Below are 15,963 nucleotides of genomic sequence, written 5' to 3'. Positions count from 1 at the left end.
TGATATAAAACGAGAGAGACAAGATGGAAGACTTAGTTATTCTCAGTGGAACCTTACTCTTTTTTATCCTTTGTCACGGATTAATCATTTTTTTTAATTCACTATCTCGGAGTAAGCAATGATTACTTATCTGATCTGTAGCGCCATCACCTTAGGCTTGATGATTTACTTACTTTTTGTTTTATTTAAACCAGAATTTTTTTGATTCAGTGAGTGAAAGGATTCTAAGATGACTGAAATCGGTTTATCGCAAATAGTATTTTTTCTTTTTATTTTACTTCTTCTTGTTAAACCCTTGGGCTGGTATATGGTGCAAGTTTATGAAGGAAGAGGATGGTTAGCTCGGATTGGGAGCCCATTTGAATTATTGATTTACCGCTGCTGTGGAATTCAGACAGACCGAGAAATGAATTGGAAAGCTTATCTTATTGCGATGCTTGTTTTTAATTTAATAGGATTATTAGCAGTCTATATTCTCCAAAGACTGCAATTTTATCTTCCCTTCAATCCGCAACATTTTTCTGCGCCGTCACCTCATTTAGCGTTTAATACTGCCGCCAGTTTTGCAAGCAATACCAATTGGCAAGCTTATAGTGGCGAAACAACAATGAGTTATCTCACGCAGATGTTAGCGCTTACCACGCAAAATTTTCTTTCGGCGGCGACTGGAATGGCTTTATTGATGGCTTTAATAAGAGGCATAGCAGGTCATGAAATAAGTTATTTAGGCAATTTCTGGGTGGATATGGTCCGAGGCGTACTCTACATTCTTCTTCCACTTTCATTGATCTTTGCTTTAATTTTAGTTTCGCAAGGGGTGATTCAGAATTTAAAAGCCAATGAAAAAATAACTTTGCTACAACCCAGCGTTAATAATTCAAAGCTGCTCACTGAGCAAACGATTCCTATGGGCCCCGTCGCTTCGCAAATTGCCATCAAACAGTTGGGTACCAATGGCGGTGGCTTTTTTAATGTCAATTCGGCACATCCTTTTGAAAATCCCACACCATTCACGAATTTTTTAGAGATGCTCGCAATTCTGCTTATCCCTGCTGCTCTTTGCTACAGCTTTGGCATGTTGGTTCGGGATAAACGTCAGGGTTGGGCTTTATTAGCCACGATGCTCGTTGTGTTCATTCCTTTTACACTGTGCGCTGTAATGGTGGAGCAGGCAGGAAATCCGGCAATCATTACCATGGGAGTAAATCCTACCCCCTCGTCGGTTTATCCGGCAGGAAATATGGAGGGAAAAGAAACTCGTTTTGGAATTGTGAGTTCTGCAATGTGGGCCGTCGCTACTACTGCCGCATCCAATGGTTCCGTCAATTCCATGCACGATTCTTATATGCCGTTAGGTGGATTAATGCCTTTGTGGATGATGCACCTGGGGGAAGTGATTTTTGGGGGAGTGGGCTCTGGTTTATATGGCATGTTAATGCTGGTGATTATTACTGTTTTCGTTGCCGGTTTAATGGTAGGACGTACTCCTGAATATTTAGGGAAAAAAATAGAGCCTTATGAAATGAAAATGGCTTCTATTTCTGTTCTCATTATGCCCTTGATTGTGCTCTTATCCACGGCCATAGCAGCAGTGACTAAAGCAGGTGTTAGTTCAATTGCCAATCCCGGAGTACATGGCTTTAGCGAAATGCTTTATGCCTTTACTTCTATGGGTAACAACAATGGAAGTGCCTTTGCCGGGCTGAATGCGAATACGCCTTTCTACAATTTAGTAGGCGGCTTGATAATGTTAATCTCACGTTATTGGATAGCAATACCGGTCATTGCTCTCGCAGGTGCACTGGCAGGCAAAAAAATAGTTCCTAAAAGTGTAGGCACCTTAGACACTCATTCTCTGCTTTTTATCATTCTTCTCATTGGCGTGATGTTGCTTATCGGGGCTTTATCTTTCCTACCAGCACTCGCATTAGGTCCCATCGTTGAGCATCTTATTTTATGGGGACAGCATGGACAGTAGGGCAACAACCTCATCGATTTGGGATAGCAAGATAATAAAAATGGCGCTCTACCAGTCCTTTTTAAAATTATCCTTATTTCATCAAATCCGTAATCCAGTCATGTTCGCGGTTTACATCGCTTCCTTAGTCACTAGTGCTTTATTTATTCAAGCCTTGGTTGGAAAGGGTGAGGCTTCGGCTATTTTTATTTTAGCAATCACTTTGTGGTTATGGTTCACGCTGCTCTTTGCTAATTTTGCTGAAAGTATGGCAGAAGGGCGTGGGAAAGCGCAGGCCCAAGCTTTACGAAAAGCGCGTCGCGAAATTCAAGCAAAAAAACTAGCTAAGCCCGAAAGAGACGCGCGCGTTAGCCTGATTCAATCCGCTCTTTTAAGTGCCGGTGATTATGTCTTAGTGGAAGCAGGCGATTTTATTCCCAGTGATGGTGAAGTGATACAAGGGATAGCTTCTGTCAATGAAAGTGCGATTACGGGTGAAAGTGCGCCAGTTATTCGTGAAAGCGGCGGCGATAGGAACGGAGTGACTGGAGGTACCCAAGTTATTTCGGATTGGTTAATTGTGCGAATTACGGCGAATCCCGGTGAAACCTTTTTGGATAATATGATCGCTTTAGTAGAGGGTGCTAAGCGGCAAAAAACACCGAATGAGCTGGCTTTGACCATTTTGCTCGCCGCGTTAACCCTTGTTTTTTTACTCGTCTGCGCAACGCTTTTGCCTTTCTCTATTTATAGTGTTACTGCGGCGGGCAGCGGAAAAGTCGTTCCCATTTCTGTCCTAGTCGCTTTATTTGTTTGCTTGGCACCTACAACGATTGGCGGATTACTTTCTGCGATAGGTATAGCAGGAATGGATCGAATGATTCAAGCCAATGTGATTGCCATGTCGGGTCAGGCGGTGGAGGCGGCAGGGGATGTCGATGTTTTATTATTAGATAAAACAGGGACTGTAACGCTGGGGAATCGTGAGGCAGTAGCGTTTATCCCAGCTGAAGGTTTAACCGTACAGGTTTTAGCGGATGCGGCCCAACTGGCTTCCCTAGCTGACGAAACCCCAGAAGGACGAAGCATCGTTGTTTTAGCTAAGGAAAAATACGGTTTACGTGGCAGAGACATCTCAAAACTAGGCGCTACCTTTATTCCTTTTACAGCCGAAACACGAATGAGTGGTGCAAATCTTCATTCTCGTCAAATTCGCAAAGGAGCTGCCGAAGCAATTAAAGATTATATTCAAGAAGTAGGTGGTAGTTTTCCTGAGTCAGTCCAACAAACTGTCGATTCCATTTCGCGTCAAGGAGGTACTGCCTTAGTTGTGGCTGAAGATCAGAAAATCCTGGGTGTTATTCATCTTAAAGATATTATAAAAGGGGGAATTCGCGAGCGCTTTGCGCAGTTGCGCAGGATAGGAATCAAAACCATCATGGTCACTGGAGACAATTCCTTGACAGCCGCTGCAATCGCAGGCGAAGCGGGCATTGATGATTTTTTAGCAAACGCCAAGCCCGAAGAAAAACTTAAACTGATTCGCAAGCTGCAAAAGCAAGGGTATTTAGTCGCTATGGCCGGCGATGGGACGAATGATGCTCCTGCGCTGGCACAGGCGGATGTCGCTGTTGCTATGAATACCGGTACTCAAGCTGCCAAAGAGGCCGGAAATTTGATTGATTTGGATTCTAATCCCACTAAATTAATCGAAGTCGTAGAAATTGGTAAACAGCTACTCATGACTAGAGGTTCATTAACGACTTTCAGTATTGCCAATGATATCGCGAAGTATTTTGCAATTTTACCTGCAGCTTTTGCTGGCACTTATCCCACCTTGGCTAAGTTAAATATTATGCATTTAGCAACCCCAGAAAGCGCTATACTGTCCGCGGTTATTTTCAATGCAATAATTATTGTTTTTCTCATTCCCTTAGCTTTGCGGGGAGTAAAATATCTTCATGCTTCAGCAGCGAAAATACTGCGAAGAAACGTTGTGGTTTATGGTTTAGGTGGTTTAATTGTTCCTTTCATCGGGATTAAATTAATTGATCTGTTCCTTGCTGGATTAGGATTAGTGTAAAAGGATTTATATGTTCAAAGAAGCAATGAGTCAAATAAAAACAGCGTTGATTTTGCTGGTTCTCTTGAGCGTAATTACGGGATTAATTTACCCGCTTATGGTGACCGCGTTAGCTCAACTATTGTTCCCTTACCAAGCGAATGGCAGTCTAATTTTGCAAAACAATAGGGTGATTGGTTCACAATACATTGGACAAAATTTTAGATCCCTTGCTTATTTTTGGGGAAGGCCGTCAATGACTAGCGCCTATGCTTATAATGGCGCAGCTTCTTCCGGTTCCAATAGTGGCCCAACAAATCCTGATTTTTTAGCGTTAGTGAAAGAGCGAATCAGCCAACTTAAACAATGGCATCCAGAAAATAATCAGTTAACTCCTATTGATTTAGTGACCGCTTCAGGGAGTGGGCTTGATCCAGAGCTTAGTCCTTATGCTGCTTTTTACCAAGCTGCTCGTGTTGCAAAGGTACGACAACTTCCTGAAGCGAAAGTACTAGAATTAATAAATAAACAAATTAAATACCGTACTTGGGGTTTATTGGGAGAACCGCGCGTGAATGTTCTACAATTAAATCTGGCATTAGATGCTTTAAGGACTAGCAATGAGCAAGCCCCGTCCAAACCCTGATCAATTATTAGCCCGCGCTCAAAAAGAAGCAGGAAAGGAGAGCCAAGGAAAGCTGAAAATTTATCTGGGAGCAGCGCCTGGTGTGGGCAAAACCCATGAAATGCTTGAGGATGCGCTAGAAAAGCGAGCTCAAGGACTAGATGTTATTGTGGGCCTCGCAGAGTCGCATGGCCGCAAAGATATTGAGCGTTTATTAGAAAATTTTGAGATTTTACCACGGCAAATTGTTCAGTATCACAGTAAAGAGTGTATGGAGTTCGATTTGGATGCTGCACTAAGACGACATCCTGGCTTGATTTTAGTCGATGAAATGGCTCATTCAAATCCATCAGAGTTACGACATAGCAAACGCTGGCAGGATATTAAAGAACTTTTAGATCGCGGAATAGATGTTTATACCACCCTGAATGTTCAACATATTGAAAGTCTAAAAGATAGTGTGGCGAAAATTATCCAAGCGCCTATCAAAGAGACAGTACCTGATTCAATGATAGAAAGAGCCGATACGATTGAACTTATTGACTTGCCGCCAGAAGATTTAATCAAGCGCTTACACGAAGGGAAGGTTTACATTCCAGAGCAAGCCGAACTCGCCTGCGAACATTTTTTTCGCAAAGGCAATTTAACCGCTTTGCGAGAATTAGCCTTGCGCGTGACTGCCGAACGTGTGGACACCGATGTATTGTGGTATAGGCAAGGCGAAAGGATAAAGCATATTTGGCCAACAAAAGACAGGATACTGGTTTGTGTTGGCTCAAAACCCGAAACACTTAAACTGATTAGAGGAGCAAAACGCCTCGCCAATAGTCTTCAAGCCGATTGGTTGGCTGTTTATATCGAAACCCCGTCTTTGCAGACGCTCCCTGAAGAGCATAAAAAAGCGTTGGAAAATTTGCGTTTGGCCGAGTTACTCGGCGCAGAAACTCATATGCTAATGGGAGTTGATATCGTAAAAGAAATCGTTAATTTTGCTCAAGAACAAAATGTCACGCAAATTATGATTTGGAAAAATATTCGCGTTCGCTTTAGAGATTGGTTTCGTCGAAATTTAGCGGATGAAATTGTTCGTCATAGTAGTGAAATTGATATTTATATTATGACGGGTGAAGTTTCTAAATCCAGCCGCATAAAAACGAAAGTAACACAAGAGTCCTCTTGGAAAATCTACGCTGTGACGGTTGGTATCGTCATCCTTACTACCTCACTTAATATGGTGCTTTATCCTTATCTTGCTGCAAGTAATTTAGTGATGGTGTATTTACTCGCAGTAACAATGGTAGCTCTTTTCGGGCGAACAGGTCCTTCTATTTTGGTTTCAGTTCTTAGTGTCATCGCCTACGATTTTTTCTTTATACCACCCATATATAGTTTTGCCGTATCCGATATTGAGTATGTGCTTACGCTTTTGGTGATGTTATTAGTTACCCAAATTATTAGCCAGTTAACTATTCAAAGTCGGAAACGCGCTGAAGCAGCACAATCCACGCAGCATCAAACCACTTCTTTGTATACCTTTAGTCGAAAACTAATGAGCACTCGCGGGATGGCTAGGCTACTTGAGTTAGGAGTCAATCATATTGCCCGAGTATTTGACTCTAAAGTGATGGCATTGGTTCCCAAAAATAATACCCTAAAGGTCCAAGCGAGCTCCCCCCCTCAATCGCATTTGGACGCAAAAGAACTCAGTATTGCTCAATGGGTTTATGATATGCAACAAATAGCAGGCTATGGGACTGACACCTTGTCCTCATCGGATGCCCTCTATCTACCGCTCAAAGGAACCACAGAAGTTATTGGCGTTTTAAGAATTCAATCCCTAACCCAACAACAATTGATGCCCGAACAAAAAGGGATGCTAGAAGCATGCATCAATCAATTGGCTTTGGCTTTAGAAGTGGACCGTTTATACGAAAAAACCAAACAGAAAGAATTAGAAACCGAAAAAGTTCGCGCGAAAACCGCTTTATTAAAATCTATTTTTAATGATTTATGTTTTCCCTTGAAAAGAGTGATCAATACGGTGAATAGTCTAAAAAATAGTGCGACTGCAGAAGAGATTGATCGAGAGATAAATAAACTCAATCGGTTAAACAATAATCTATATCAAGTTATCGAACTTGAATCACAAGGAATTAACCTTAATAAGATACCTTGTTCTATAAAAGCAATGATAGAAACCGTAATAAAAACATCCGTAACAATTCTGGAAAAAAGACCAATCCAACTGATCATACCTGAGAATCTTCCCCTAATCAGCGTAGATGATAAGCTTATCCATGAAGTACTTCTTAATTTATTTGAAAACGCGATTAAATTTTCTCCACCCAACTCACCCATTCATGCAATAGTTGAAATCGAACAAAATAATATGGTGGTAAGCATAGATGATTTTGGTACAGGCATTTTGTTATATGAGAAAAATAAATTATTCAAAAAATTTTATCGCAGCAAACAAACTGTCACTCAACATGGCTTAGGATTGGGCTTAGCAATTTGTGAGAAAATTATTAAAGCACATGAAGGTGAAATTTGGGTAGAGAATATTGAAAATCAGGGCGCTTCTTTTCGTTTTTCGCTGCCGTTATAATAATTAGTAGCTGTTTGACCGACAAAGCCCAACATCAATCCTCTTAAGGCACATAATAACATTGTTGCTGCTCTTCTTTGCTCATCTGGGCTAATTCATCACTGAGTTTTTGTAAGATTTCTTTTATATTTATTTGTCGGTCATTTGGTATTAATTGCGGATATTTATGACCTGGAGTAGCGTTTGCAATTTCTTGAAAAAATGTAGAGTGAGTTCGAGTTGTCTTAGAATCCAGACTCTCTGTTTTTGAATTCTTTTTCTCCTTCTCTTTTGGAAGAGGTAAATTGGGAAGATAATAATTTTCTATAGATTTTCGAAGAGGCAATCCGAAGAACATGAACTCCAAATTAGCTGCCAGAGATTGTTGTTGCAACTGATAATAATCGTAATACATCATTATGATTGACCAATAATATAGGTTCAAATCAATATCTGTCGAAACCATCTTTACTAATTGTTCTAAACCGATGTGTGTCGAAGCTATTTTTGATAGTTGTTCTAATAATTTTTTTTGTGTATAGATGAGCGCTATTAATCTATCTTTCTCAGGATTATCTCTGACTGCCGCTTCTAATAGGGCCGCTAGGTTGTCTTGCTTGCGAGATAGATTTTCAATAGTAGTAAACATTAAAGACTCCTGTCTTTATTTCAAACAAAGGCTTTAACAAAATAATATTAATAGCTTATTAATACAAGTTGAAGTGTTCATCCCTAGATCAAAATATTGGATTCAACAACTAATGAACTTTCTGTCCATTTCATTTAAATAGGTCATTGTTTTTGTAGATGCCTTATCGCCAGCAAGAATTAGCCTTCTTATCAGAAGCTTAGCTATCGCGGTCTCTTTGACAATCCCCGAGCTGCGTAAGCCCCAACTGTTTCATCTGCTTTATCATCACAAACTAAAAGTCCGGGGGTATTTTCGGTGTAATTCATTTGCAGCGGATTACAAATCATAGCCCTTATTAATCTTGGTCCAGCACCAGGCATACCAGCATGCACTACTTTTCTATTATCAATTAATAAAATATCTCCTTTTTGCCATAAACAAGAGCAATAGTAATTGCGCATTAATTGAGCCAACTCTTTAATATCTTGGTCATTAAAGCAAGCCCCAACGCGGGTATTATTAAATTCAGCTAAGCTACGCGAGGCTCTAATTGTTTTTAATTTTGTGAGAAAAATTTGTAGAGCATCTTTCGGGGAATGGAAAAAGGAAGCAAAGCTGATGTAGATGCGCTCTAAAATTTTTAATACGGCAGGCGATAAGTGCCAAACAAATCGATGCCAAAACCATTGTTCTCCCGGATAGTCATTCATGAAGCATTTTCTTAGCTCTACATTCAATGAAATCAATTCAAAAAAATTAATTTGCAGGGCTTTTTTTTGCGTCGTTGGATTTTCAAAAACACTGGGTTTATAGAGAAGAATAAATCGTTGATTACCCTTGCCAATAATAGGAAGATTAAAGCGCTCACAGAGTTTTTCAATTTCAACTGCGGAAAGTTGGTAGCGTTTTGCAACTTCAGAGAATAACCATTTGGAAACAAAAAAAGAGTTATTCTTTAATTTCTCTTTCAATTCTTCATTTAAAAATTGATAAACTTTTTCCGTATTGATTAAACCTGTTTCTCCACCGCGTGTAGAAGGTTTGAGACAGCAGAAAGAAATATAAGTAGGAACATCTGTGCTATAGTAATTTTCACTATGAAAACCACCAAGATATAAGGTACCACCTGTTTTATACACCGCATTGGTATGAAAAACATATTTTCTATCCTCAACCAGAACACGTCCTTCTTCAGACATAAAGACATCACTTATCCCGCGAAAATTTTTGATGCTTAATAGGGTTTGCTCAAAAATCTCCTCGGATTTAATGTCAAATCCTCTTAGAAGGATAGCCCCGTATTCTGCCAAATCTTCTAGAATTGGCGCTGTATGCTTAGCGAGAAAATCTTGTAAAAAAGGCGCATCTCTTCTCTTTTTTGCTTCAATAACTAAGGGCATTTCTTGTTCTTGAGACAAAACTAATCGCTCTTCCTTGCGGAGAAACCGGGTAATCACTTCGGGGTATTTGTTGTCCATCTTCGCGCCTTTCCTCAACATAAAATCCATATTTAATAATACCGTAGCAACTGTCTTGAGGATATCCTCTACCTACTATTAACAGGCAGCCTCCTCAAGACAAGTGGTTAAATTTAAACTCTACGCAAAATTAGATATGATGTTGACTTTAGCAATCAGTTTAATTTAAAATCAAAAAATACCCATAAAAACTCAATAAGCAAGGTTTAGTGCGTCATGAAAATTACATCTTAAGTACGCCCATCTATAGGGCAAAGTGAACAAAGTCGGTTTCGACTTTCTGTTTTTTTTATTGTCCTAGCAGACACACTTAAGAGTAACTCATGAACCATAAACCGATTCAATTTAATGATCTAAGTCTTATCTATCCGCAGAAAATCTGTTTTGAATCCTTTAGTGCCGAGATGCATTTCGGTGAACGCATTGCACTGATTGGTCGTAATGGAGCGGGTAAATCCACCTTATTAAAGATGCTCGCTGGGCTTTGTTCACCTTCTGCTGGCGATATTAAACTGCCGCATGATGTGCATGTGGGTCATTTACCCCAGATCATTGAAGATTTTCCAAGCTTAAGTGGTGGTCAACGCCTAAATCAAGTCCTCACTAAGATCTTGTCTGAAAATCCTAATCTGCTGTTGTTAGACGAACCTACAAACCATCTTGATAGCCACAATCGACGTTCTTTAATGCGATTACTAAAACACTATCCCGGCACTCTGGTCCTTGTTTCTCATGATACTGAGTTAATCAATGCGGTCACCGATACGCTATGGCATATTGATTTAGGAAAGATTACGGTATTTAGAGGTGCTTATTCTGATTATCAGCGAATGCTTGCGCAGAAGAAAACATCCATTGAGCAAGAATTAATCATGCTCGCTCGACAAAAGAAAGAGGCCCATCTCGCTTTAATGAAAGAACAAGAGCGCAACAAGCGTTCGCGTAGTCAAGGCGAAAAGAAAATCGCCCACCGCAAATGGCCAACGATTCGCTCTCACACGAAATTAGCTAATGCGATTACAACGAGCGATAAGCGATTAAGTCACCTTAGCCATAAAAAGCAGCGATTGTTAGAGGAATTATCCTCTCTTAACCAACCTGAGCTTATAAAGCCCAAATTTATAATAAATGGTTTGGCACATCATAAACCGCTAATAAGGATTCAAGGTGGTTCTATTGCTTATGAACAGGGACCTCTGATTCTAAAAGATATTCATTTTCATCTTAATGCTCAAGAGCGAGTTGCATTAATCGGAGATAATGCTTCAGGTAAATCCACTTTTGTGAAAGCTCTTTTGGGAGATATTAAAATCAATAGGACGGGGGAATGGATAGTTCCTTCTGGCAATGCTTTAGGAAAACTTGATCAGCATTATCAGCATTTAAAACCAGAGGAAACCGTATTGGATTTGATGATAACTCATAGACCTCATACATCTCAGGCTGAAATTCGAGCGCATTTAAACGATTTTTTATTTCGTAAAAATGAAGAGGTGCACATCCAAGTTAAAAATCTTTCAGGTGGCGAAAAGGCTAGGCTCTCTTTGGCCTTGATTGCTGCAAATCCCCCTAAATTACTTATTTTAGATGAGGTTACAAATAATGTAGATCTAGAGACACGTACTCATATTATTGCGGTTCTATGCAAATTCCCCGCAGCTATGTTGGTCATATCACATGACAAGGACTTTTTAGAATCTATTCACATTGAAACCAAGTATCAATTTCATCAAGGAAAGATACATCGGTTGAATGAAGCAAATTTTGAGGTAATTAACCATGAATGCTAATCATTTCCCTAATCATTTAGGCTCTTTTGTCTGGCATTTTTTAAAACCCTATAAAGCCGTAGTGGCCTTATTTATTCTGCTCGCTTTGTTATCCGGATTTTGGGGGCCGTTTAATAGCTTATTGATTAAGTCCTTCATCAATACCTTGGTAGCGAAGAGCAGTATGGACCTGTCTTCTTTGTATTGGATAGCCGGTTTATTGGTATTAAATTTTATCATTTTTGACAATGTAACCTGGAGAACGATTGGATTTTTAAATTATAAATACGAGGCGGTCATCAAAAACCAAATCATTAAGCAAACGTTAGAGTATGTCTTGGGATCTAGCGCGCAATTTTTTCAGGATAATTTGTCGGGGCGTATTTCCGATCAAATTACAACCCTTGCTGAGAATATTGAGACGATTTTGCATCGTGTGTCGGTGGATTTTCTTCGTGGTACTTCCTTGCTGATTGTGTCATTTATTACCGCTTTTTATGTCAATATTTTGTTCTTTTATATATTGCTCCTTTGGTTCATTGCCTTTGCTTCATTTAGCATTTGGATGTCAAGACGCTTAGTTCAATTGTCCGATGAGCATGCAAGTTCTGAATCCCAGCTTTCTGGTCAATTGGTTGATAGTCTTTCTAACCACTCCAACATACGTATTTTTTCACAGAAAACCTATGAAGTAGAGCGGATGAACCGTTTCTTCCAACTAGTGCAGAAGGCATTTCAAAAGAAAGAGTTCTTTATTGTCCTATTATGCTGCGTGCAGGGCGGAATGATTGCCGTGTTGATGGGATTGGCTGCGTTTGCCTTAATTAATTTGTATAGCAAAGGGCTAGTGAGTATTGGCGATTTTGCCTTGATTCTTGGGATTTCCATGGAATTGGGCCATATGATGTGGTACACCATGTACCAAGTAGATCAATTTAACCAAGCTCTTGGTAAATGCAAGCAAAGTCTAAAAGCATTAGCAATACCGCATGATATCGAGGATAAAAACAACGCAGATCAATTACTAGTCACTCAAGGTCTGATTGAATTCTCCAAGGTTAAATTTAATTATCACGGAGGCTATTCTCTTTTTCAAAATAAATCTGTGAGGATTGAAGCGGGTCAAAAAGTCGGTTTGGTAGGCTATTCAGGTAGTGGCAAATCAACTTTTGTGAATCTAATTTTAAGACTTTACGATGTTGTAGAAGGTCAAATTTTGATTGATGGTCAAGATATATCCGAGGTCAGTCAGGAGAGTTTAAGAAGAACCATTGCTATGATTCCACAAGACCCTACACTCTTTCACCGAAGTTTGATGGATAATATACGCTACGGTAGATTAGATGCCAGCGATGAAGAAGTGATTACAGCTTCGCAAAAAGCACATGCTCATGAATTTATAAGCTTTTTGCCTGAAGCTTATGAGGCCCTGGTTGGGGAGCGTGGGGTTAAACTCTCAGGCGGCCAGCGCCAGCGAATTGCCATTGCTCGAGCTATATTAAAAAATGCTCCGATTTTAATGCTGGATGAGGCTACATCACAGCTTGATTCGGTGACAGAAACAAATATTCAAGACAGTTTATGGGAACTGATGCAAGAAAAAACAACTTTAGTTATTGCTCATCGCTTATCTACACTTTTGCATATGGACCGAATTTTAGTCTTCGATAAAGGTCATATTGTTGAAGACGGCACCCATACAGAACTGCTGAATCGTGGCTCCTTATACAAAACGCTCTGGGATGCACAGGTCGGTGGCTTTTTACCCGATAAAAGGGAAGAAGCAGCGGATGATGAATAATTAAGCACTAAAGATATCAGAGAAAATGTTAACAAAATTGCTTGACCCTATTGTTGCTATATACCTTAGCTTTGCATTTAAGGAGGGAGCACGATGACTCAATGGTACGTAAAAGACTTAAGTAAATTAACCGGCGTTTCAGTGCAAACACTGCATCACTATGATCGTATTGGTTTGCTTAGGCCTTCATTGCGGCAACTCAATGGCTATCGTATTTACTCTGAGAGGGATTTATTGAAATTGCAGCAAATTATTGCATTAAAGTTTTTTGGTTTTGAATTGTCACAAATCAAAACCTTTCTCGCTGAAGAAAGTTCTGCGCTCATACATTTTAACAGCCAAGCTCAGGTGTTAGAACAAAAGGCCGCCACTCTACTCGAGGGAGCAAAAACTTTGAGAAGCATTATTGGCTCAGTTGATAACAATCAATCGATTCCTTGGGAAACCATTATTCAACTTATAGAGGTATATAGAATGACTGAGCATCTTGAACAGGGTTGGGTTAAAGAAATATTCACCCCCGAAGAATTAAAACAATATGTAGAATTTGAAAATGAAATGAAAGCTAATAAAACGCCTGAGCAAAAAGCGGCGTTTGAAAATCAATGGTATCAATTATTGGATGAACTGAAACAAAATCTCAACGAAGATCCGAACTCCAATAAAAGTATTCGTTTAGGGAAAAAATACATGGAGTGGGTGAATGGAATCTATGGTAAAAAATATGCTCATCTAAGAACCAAAAAATGGGAAAAAGGATTTGGAGAAGGAAAAGGTCTTGATGAGATCGGTTTAACACCAGAACTCATGGCCTGGTTAGAGAAAGCTTTAGATGCTTATTGGAAGGACAGGCTTTATAGCATTCTCGAACAAGTAGGAAAAACGTCTGCCTCTACGGTATTAACTTTGTGGTCTAAGGCCTTAGATGACATGTATGGTGAAGAAACTGCCCGCAAAAAAGCCGTTTATGAGCTGGTTTTAAAAGACGATAAAGTGAATCAAGAGGCAAAGGCTTGGCTTAAAAGTCTGTTAAATTCTTAAAATTGATGAACTATTGGGTCGGTATCATCTTACCGATCCGGTTTCCTTTGAAAATCCTCTAACGTATTAATGGGTGTAAGACACAGCTCTGTTGGTAATCTTGAATTTGAACATATTCCCAAAGATCAATTTATTGCACGATGGAAAATTAGGTTGGAAGAAGCGATGAGGGCTGTGGCAGATAACCTTTTCAAGGCGGTAGTTTTAAAAAAGCTTCATACAATCTTAGGTGTTGAGTCTTTGGAAGTTTCACCGTGCTTCTCTAAGCAGTTTTAAATTGGGAACAAATATTGTCCGAAAAGGAGGTCTAGCTATGCACTAGGCCTACTTCGGACGGATTGTAGCCTCATTATCTGGCTCTTCTACTGGTTCTTGCTTTTCCTTTTCTGGAAAAGGCTTATTGATGAAATACATTGTTGTTGAAATAAACTCCCTTCCTGCAAGCGGCCAACAATCTTTAAGAAGTGCATTGGCGATAGCCAATTTCAGTCCTAAAGGACCTTTCCCTGTAAAAAAAGGTTTTAACCAGGCATTCATTATCGTTGCGCTAATCCCAGAAGTGAGAATTGCAGCAGTGGTTGCCCCTTGTGTATTCGATTCACCTGAAGACTTGTAAATGTAATCCCTGACTTTAACCCCCATTTCCCAACAAAGAATACCAGCGAAGTTTCTTGCAAGGAAGGAAGCATTAACCGTTAGATTAAATACACTACCACCCACAAATTTAAACGATTCTTTAAGATTTTTACCATTTTGCTGGGCATTAGAAAAAAGAGAAAGAGGTAAATTTAAGGGGTTTTTTAAAACAGTTGTCAGGAACAAATTATTGTCGGTGTAGTCTAACAAACCTATTGTTGTAAACGTTCCTACAGAGCAATAAAGAACTCTAGCACCCCAGCCTTGAATAAGACCCTTTATACCGAGTTCTTTCATTATTCCGGAATAAGGGGTAAGTTTATATTTAGGATCTGCGATACGTTTGATAGTCAATAATTCCAGAGGTGCAGTCGCTCCCGCTAAAAGGAAGGTTTCTGGTTTTGGAGTATATCTCTTGGCTAGGGATAGATAATCTCTTGGTGGAGCATTAGTTTTTTCTACCTTAGGAGTAGAAAAAAAGGTAGGAAAAAAAGAAAGTTTAGCCTTCTTTTGTTCAGTCTTATCTTTTGCCATTTTCATTACACCTGAGCTGCTTAAACCAAGGTTAATTTTTGATTCAAGACTTAAATTAGGTGCGTATAATACAAGTAACTTTTTCTTGTGTATATAGATTGGGGTGCGGCAAGTAATGGAGTTGAGTGACCACCCCTCATTACCGAAGAGTAGTCCTCTAATAGCCGAGCATGCGAGTTTCCTCGCACACGGCTCAAGCCTTTTTAAGGCTACATCAAGTGCCCCAGTTTTTCACGCTTAGCAAATATTTGATGTATTCTGCATGGAAGAGAGATGCTTCAGCATTGAATTTTAGATGTCGTCGAATAGGGATAGTGGATGCCGTTACTAAGTCATAATTGATGGTTAATCTATAGAAACGGGGCAAATGCGGATAAGGCCGCTTAATCGAGCAGTTATCAAAAATTTTTGATGGCAATATTTACGTCACGTTCAGGTCATAGTGACTACGAGCATCTATTGCAATTCACGTAAGTCATTGACTAAATGGCGCGCCCGGAAGGATTCGAACCTCCGACCCTCTGGTTCGTAGCCAGATACTCTATCCAACTGAGCTACGGGCGCGTGTTCTTTTTGTTCTGGCGGAGAGAGAGGGATTCGAACCCTCGATGGGATTTCTCCCATACTCCCTTAGCAGGGGAGCGCCTTCGACCTCTCGGCCATCTCTCCGTGTTGATGGAGGCGAAGTATATCAGGTATTTATGCGGCGTCAACTCTATTATTTACATTCAATTTTTTAATTTCTACTTCTTATTTTTCGTCCCCCAAAGCGCAAGCTTTACAATATATTTTGAGTCTCTACAGTTTGAAAACTTTGAGCTCTGATTTAAGCTAGTATAAAA

11 protein-coding genes and 2 tRNA genes are annotated in these 15,963 nt (G+C 39.8%); 8 read left to right on the top strand and 5 right to left on the bottom strand.

Annotated elements, in window-relative coordinates; all coding sequences use genetic code 11:
- Window positions 1–118: 118 nt before the first annotated feature.
- Genes kdpF through Ldro_RS00510 form a run of 5 tightly spaced genes read left to right on the top strand, consistent with a single transcriptional unit; the run spans window position 119 to window position 7,252 of the window.
- Window positions 119–205 carry a K(+)-transporting ATPase subunit F gene (gene kdpF, locus Ldro_RS16955; RefSeq protein ID WP_083497860.1) on the top strand — a complete coding sequence of 29 codons (87 nt, stop codon included), beginning with the start codon at window positions 119–121 and terminating at the stop codon, window positions 203–205.
- A gap of 24 nt (window positions 206–229) precedes the next feature.
- On the top strand, window positions 230–1,978 hold the full coding sequence (kdpA, locus tag Ldro_RS00525; protein ID WP_058494466.1) for a potassium-transporting ATPase subunit KdpA: 1,749 nt from the start codon (window positions 230–232) through the stop codon (window positions 1,976–1,978).
- Entirely contained in the window at window positions 1,968–4,040 is a 2,073-nt protein-coding gene (gene kdpB, locus Ldro_RS00520) for a potassium-transporting ATPase subunit KdpB (protein ID WP_058494465.1), read from the top strand. The genes kdpA and kdpB overlap by 11 nt, the downstream gene beginning before the upstream one ends.
- A 10-nt stretch (window positions 4,041–4,050) precedes the next feature.
- On the top strand, window positions 4,051–4,665 hold the full coding sequence (gene kdpC, locus Ldro_RS00515) for a potassium-transporting ATPase subunit KdpC (RefSeq protein WP_058494464.1): 615 nt from the start codon (window positions 4,051–4,053) through the stop codon (window positions 4,663–4,665).
- Window positions 4,640–7,252, top strand: a complete 2,613-nt coding sequence (locus Ldro_RS00510; protein ID WP_065235871.1) for a sensor histidine kinase — start codon at window positions 4,640–4,642, stop codon at window positions 7,250–7,252. The genes kdpC and Ldro_RS00510 overlap by 26 nt, the downstream gene beginning before the upstream one ends.
- A 43-nt stretch (window positions 7,253–7,295) precedes the next feature.
- On the opposite strand, the gene Ldro_RS00505 is transcribed toward Ldro_RS00510, so the two are convergent.
- Together Ldro_RS00505 and Ldro_RS00500 are read right to left on the bottom strand one after the other, a co-directional pair.
- Window positions 7,296–7,880 carry a hypothetical protein gene (locus tag Ldro_RS00505; protein ID WP_058494463.1) on the bottom strand — a complete coding sequence of 195 codons (585 nt, stop codon included), beginning with the start codon at window positions 7,878–7,880 and terminating at the stop codon, window positions 7,296–7,298.
- 203 nt (window positions 7,881–8,083) lie between these two features.
- Window positions 8,084–9,340 (bottom strand): TauD/TfdA family dioxygenase, encoded by a 1,257-nt coding sequence (locus tag Ldro_RS00500; protein WP_058494462.1) that lies wholly within the window; start codon window positions 9,338–9,340, stop codon window positions 8,084–8,086.
- Between the two features lie 323 nt (window positions 9,341–9,663).
- Between Ldro_RS00500 and Ldro_RS00495 the strand changes: the two genes are divergently transcribed.
- The 3 genes from Ldro_RS00495 to Ldro_RS00485 all read left to right on the top strand — a co-directional run bounded on the left by Ldro_RS00495 (window position 9,664) and on the right by Ldro_RS00485 (window position 13,951).
- Window positions 9,664–11,130, top strand: a complete 1,467-nt coding sequence (locus tag Ldro_RS00495; protein WP_058494461.1) for an ABC-F family ATP-binding cassette domain-containing protein — start codon at window positions 9,664–9,666, stop codon at window positions 11,128–11,130.
- Entirely contained in the window at window positions 11,120–12,910 is a 1,791-nt protein-coding gene (locus Ldro_RS00490) for an ABC transporter ATP-binding protein (RefSeq protein WP_058494460.1), read from the top strand. The genes Ldro_RS00495 and Ldro_RS00490 overlap by 11 nt, the downstream gene beginning before the upstream one ends.
- Window positions 12,911–13,003: 93 nt before the next feature.
- Window positions 13,004–13,951: a MerR family transcriptional regulator gene (locus Ldro_RS00485; protein WP_058494459.1), complete on the top strand. Its 948-nt coding sequence runs from the start codon at window positions 13,004–13,006 to the stop codon at window positions 13,949–13,951.
- 324 nt (window positions 13,952–14,275) lie between these two features.
- Here Ldro_RS00485 and Ldro_RS00475 read toward each other — a convergent pair whose 3' ends face one another.
- From Ldro_RS00475 to Ldro_RS00465, 3 genes are all read right to left on the bottom strand, one after another.
- Window positions 14,276–15,121 carry a hypothetical protein gene (locus tag Ldro_RS00475; RefSeq protein ID WP_131764323.1) on the bottom strand — a complete coding sequence of 282 codons (846 nt, stop codon included), beginning with the start codon at window positions 15,119–15,121 and terminating at the stop codon, window positions 14,276–14,278.
- Window positions 15,122–15,608: 487 nt separating this feature from the next.
- Window positions 15,609–15,685, bottom strand: a tRNA-Arg gene (locus tag Ldro_RS00470).
- A gap of 15 nt (window positions 15,686–15,700) precedes the next feature.
- Window positions 15,701–15,790 (bottom strand) — tRNA-Ser (locus Ldro_RS00465).
- Window positions 15,791–15,963 lie beyond the last annotated feature (173 nt).

The sequence above is a fragment of the Legionella drozanskii LLAP-1 genome (assembly GCF_001467585.1).
Lineage (GTDB): Bacteria > Pseudomonadota > Gammaproteobacteria > Legionellales > Legionellaceae > Tatlockia > Tatlockia drozanskii.
This window is presented reverse-complemented; position numbering and strand designations above follow the sequence as displayed.

Coding starts and splice junctions, on each gene's coding strand:
- kdpB (WP_058494465.1), top strand. CDS start 1,968: ATGGACAGTAGGGCAACAACCTCATCGATTTGGGATAGCAAGATAATA.
- Ldro_RS00510 (WP_065235871.1), top strand. CDS start 4,640: ATGAGCAAGCCCCGTCCAAACCCTGATCAATTATTAGCCCGCGCTCAA.
- Ldro_RS00490 (WP_058494460.1), top strand. CDS start 11,120: ATGAATGCTAATCATTTCCCTAATCATTTAGGCTCTTTTGTCTGGCAT.
- kdpA (WP_058494466.1), top strand. CDS start 230: ATGACTGAAATCGGTTTATCGCAAATAGTATTTTTTCTTTTTATTTTA.
- Ldro_RS00505 (WP_058494463.1), bottom strand. CDS start 7,880: ATGTTTACTACTATTGAAAATCTATCTCGCAAGCAAGACAACCTAGCG.
- kdpC (WP_058494464.1), top strand. CDS start 4,051: ATGTTCAAAGAAGCAATGAGTCAAATAAAAACAGCGTTGATTTTGCTG.
- kdpF (WP_083497860.1), top strand. CDS start 119: ATGATTACTTATCTGATCTGTAGCGCCATCACCTTAGGCTTGATGATT.
- Ldro_RS00495 (WP_058494461.1), top strand. CDS start 9,664: ATGAACCATAAACCGATTCAATTTAATGATCTAAGTCTTATCTATCCG.
- Ldro_RS00500 (WP_058494462.1), bottom strand. CDS start 9,340: ATGGACAACAAATACCCCGAAGTGATTACCCGGTTTCTCCGCAAGGAA.
- Ldro_RS00485 (WP_058494459.1), top strand. CDS start 13,004: ATGACTCAATGGTACGTAAAAGACTTAAGTAAATTAACCGGCGTTTCA.
- Ldro_RS00475 (WP_131764323.1), bottom strand. CDS start 15,121: ATGGCAAAAGATAAGACTGAACAAAAGAAGGCTAAACTTTCTTTTTTT.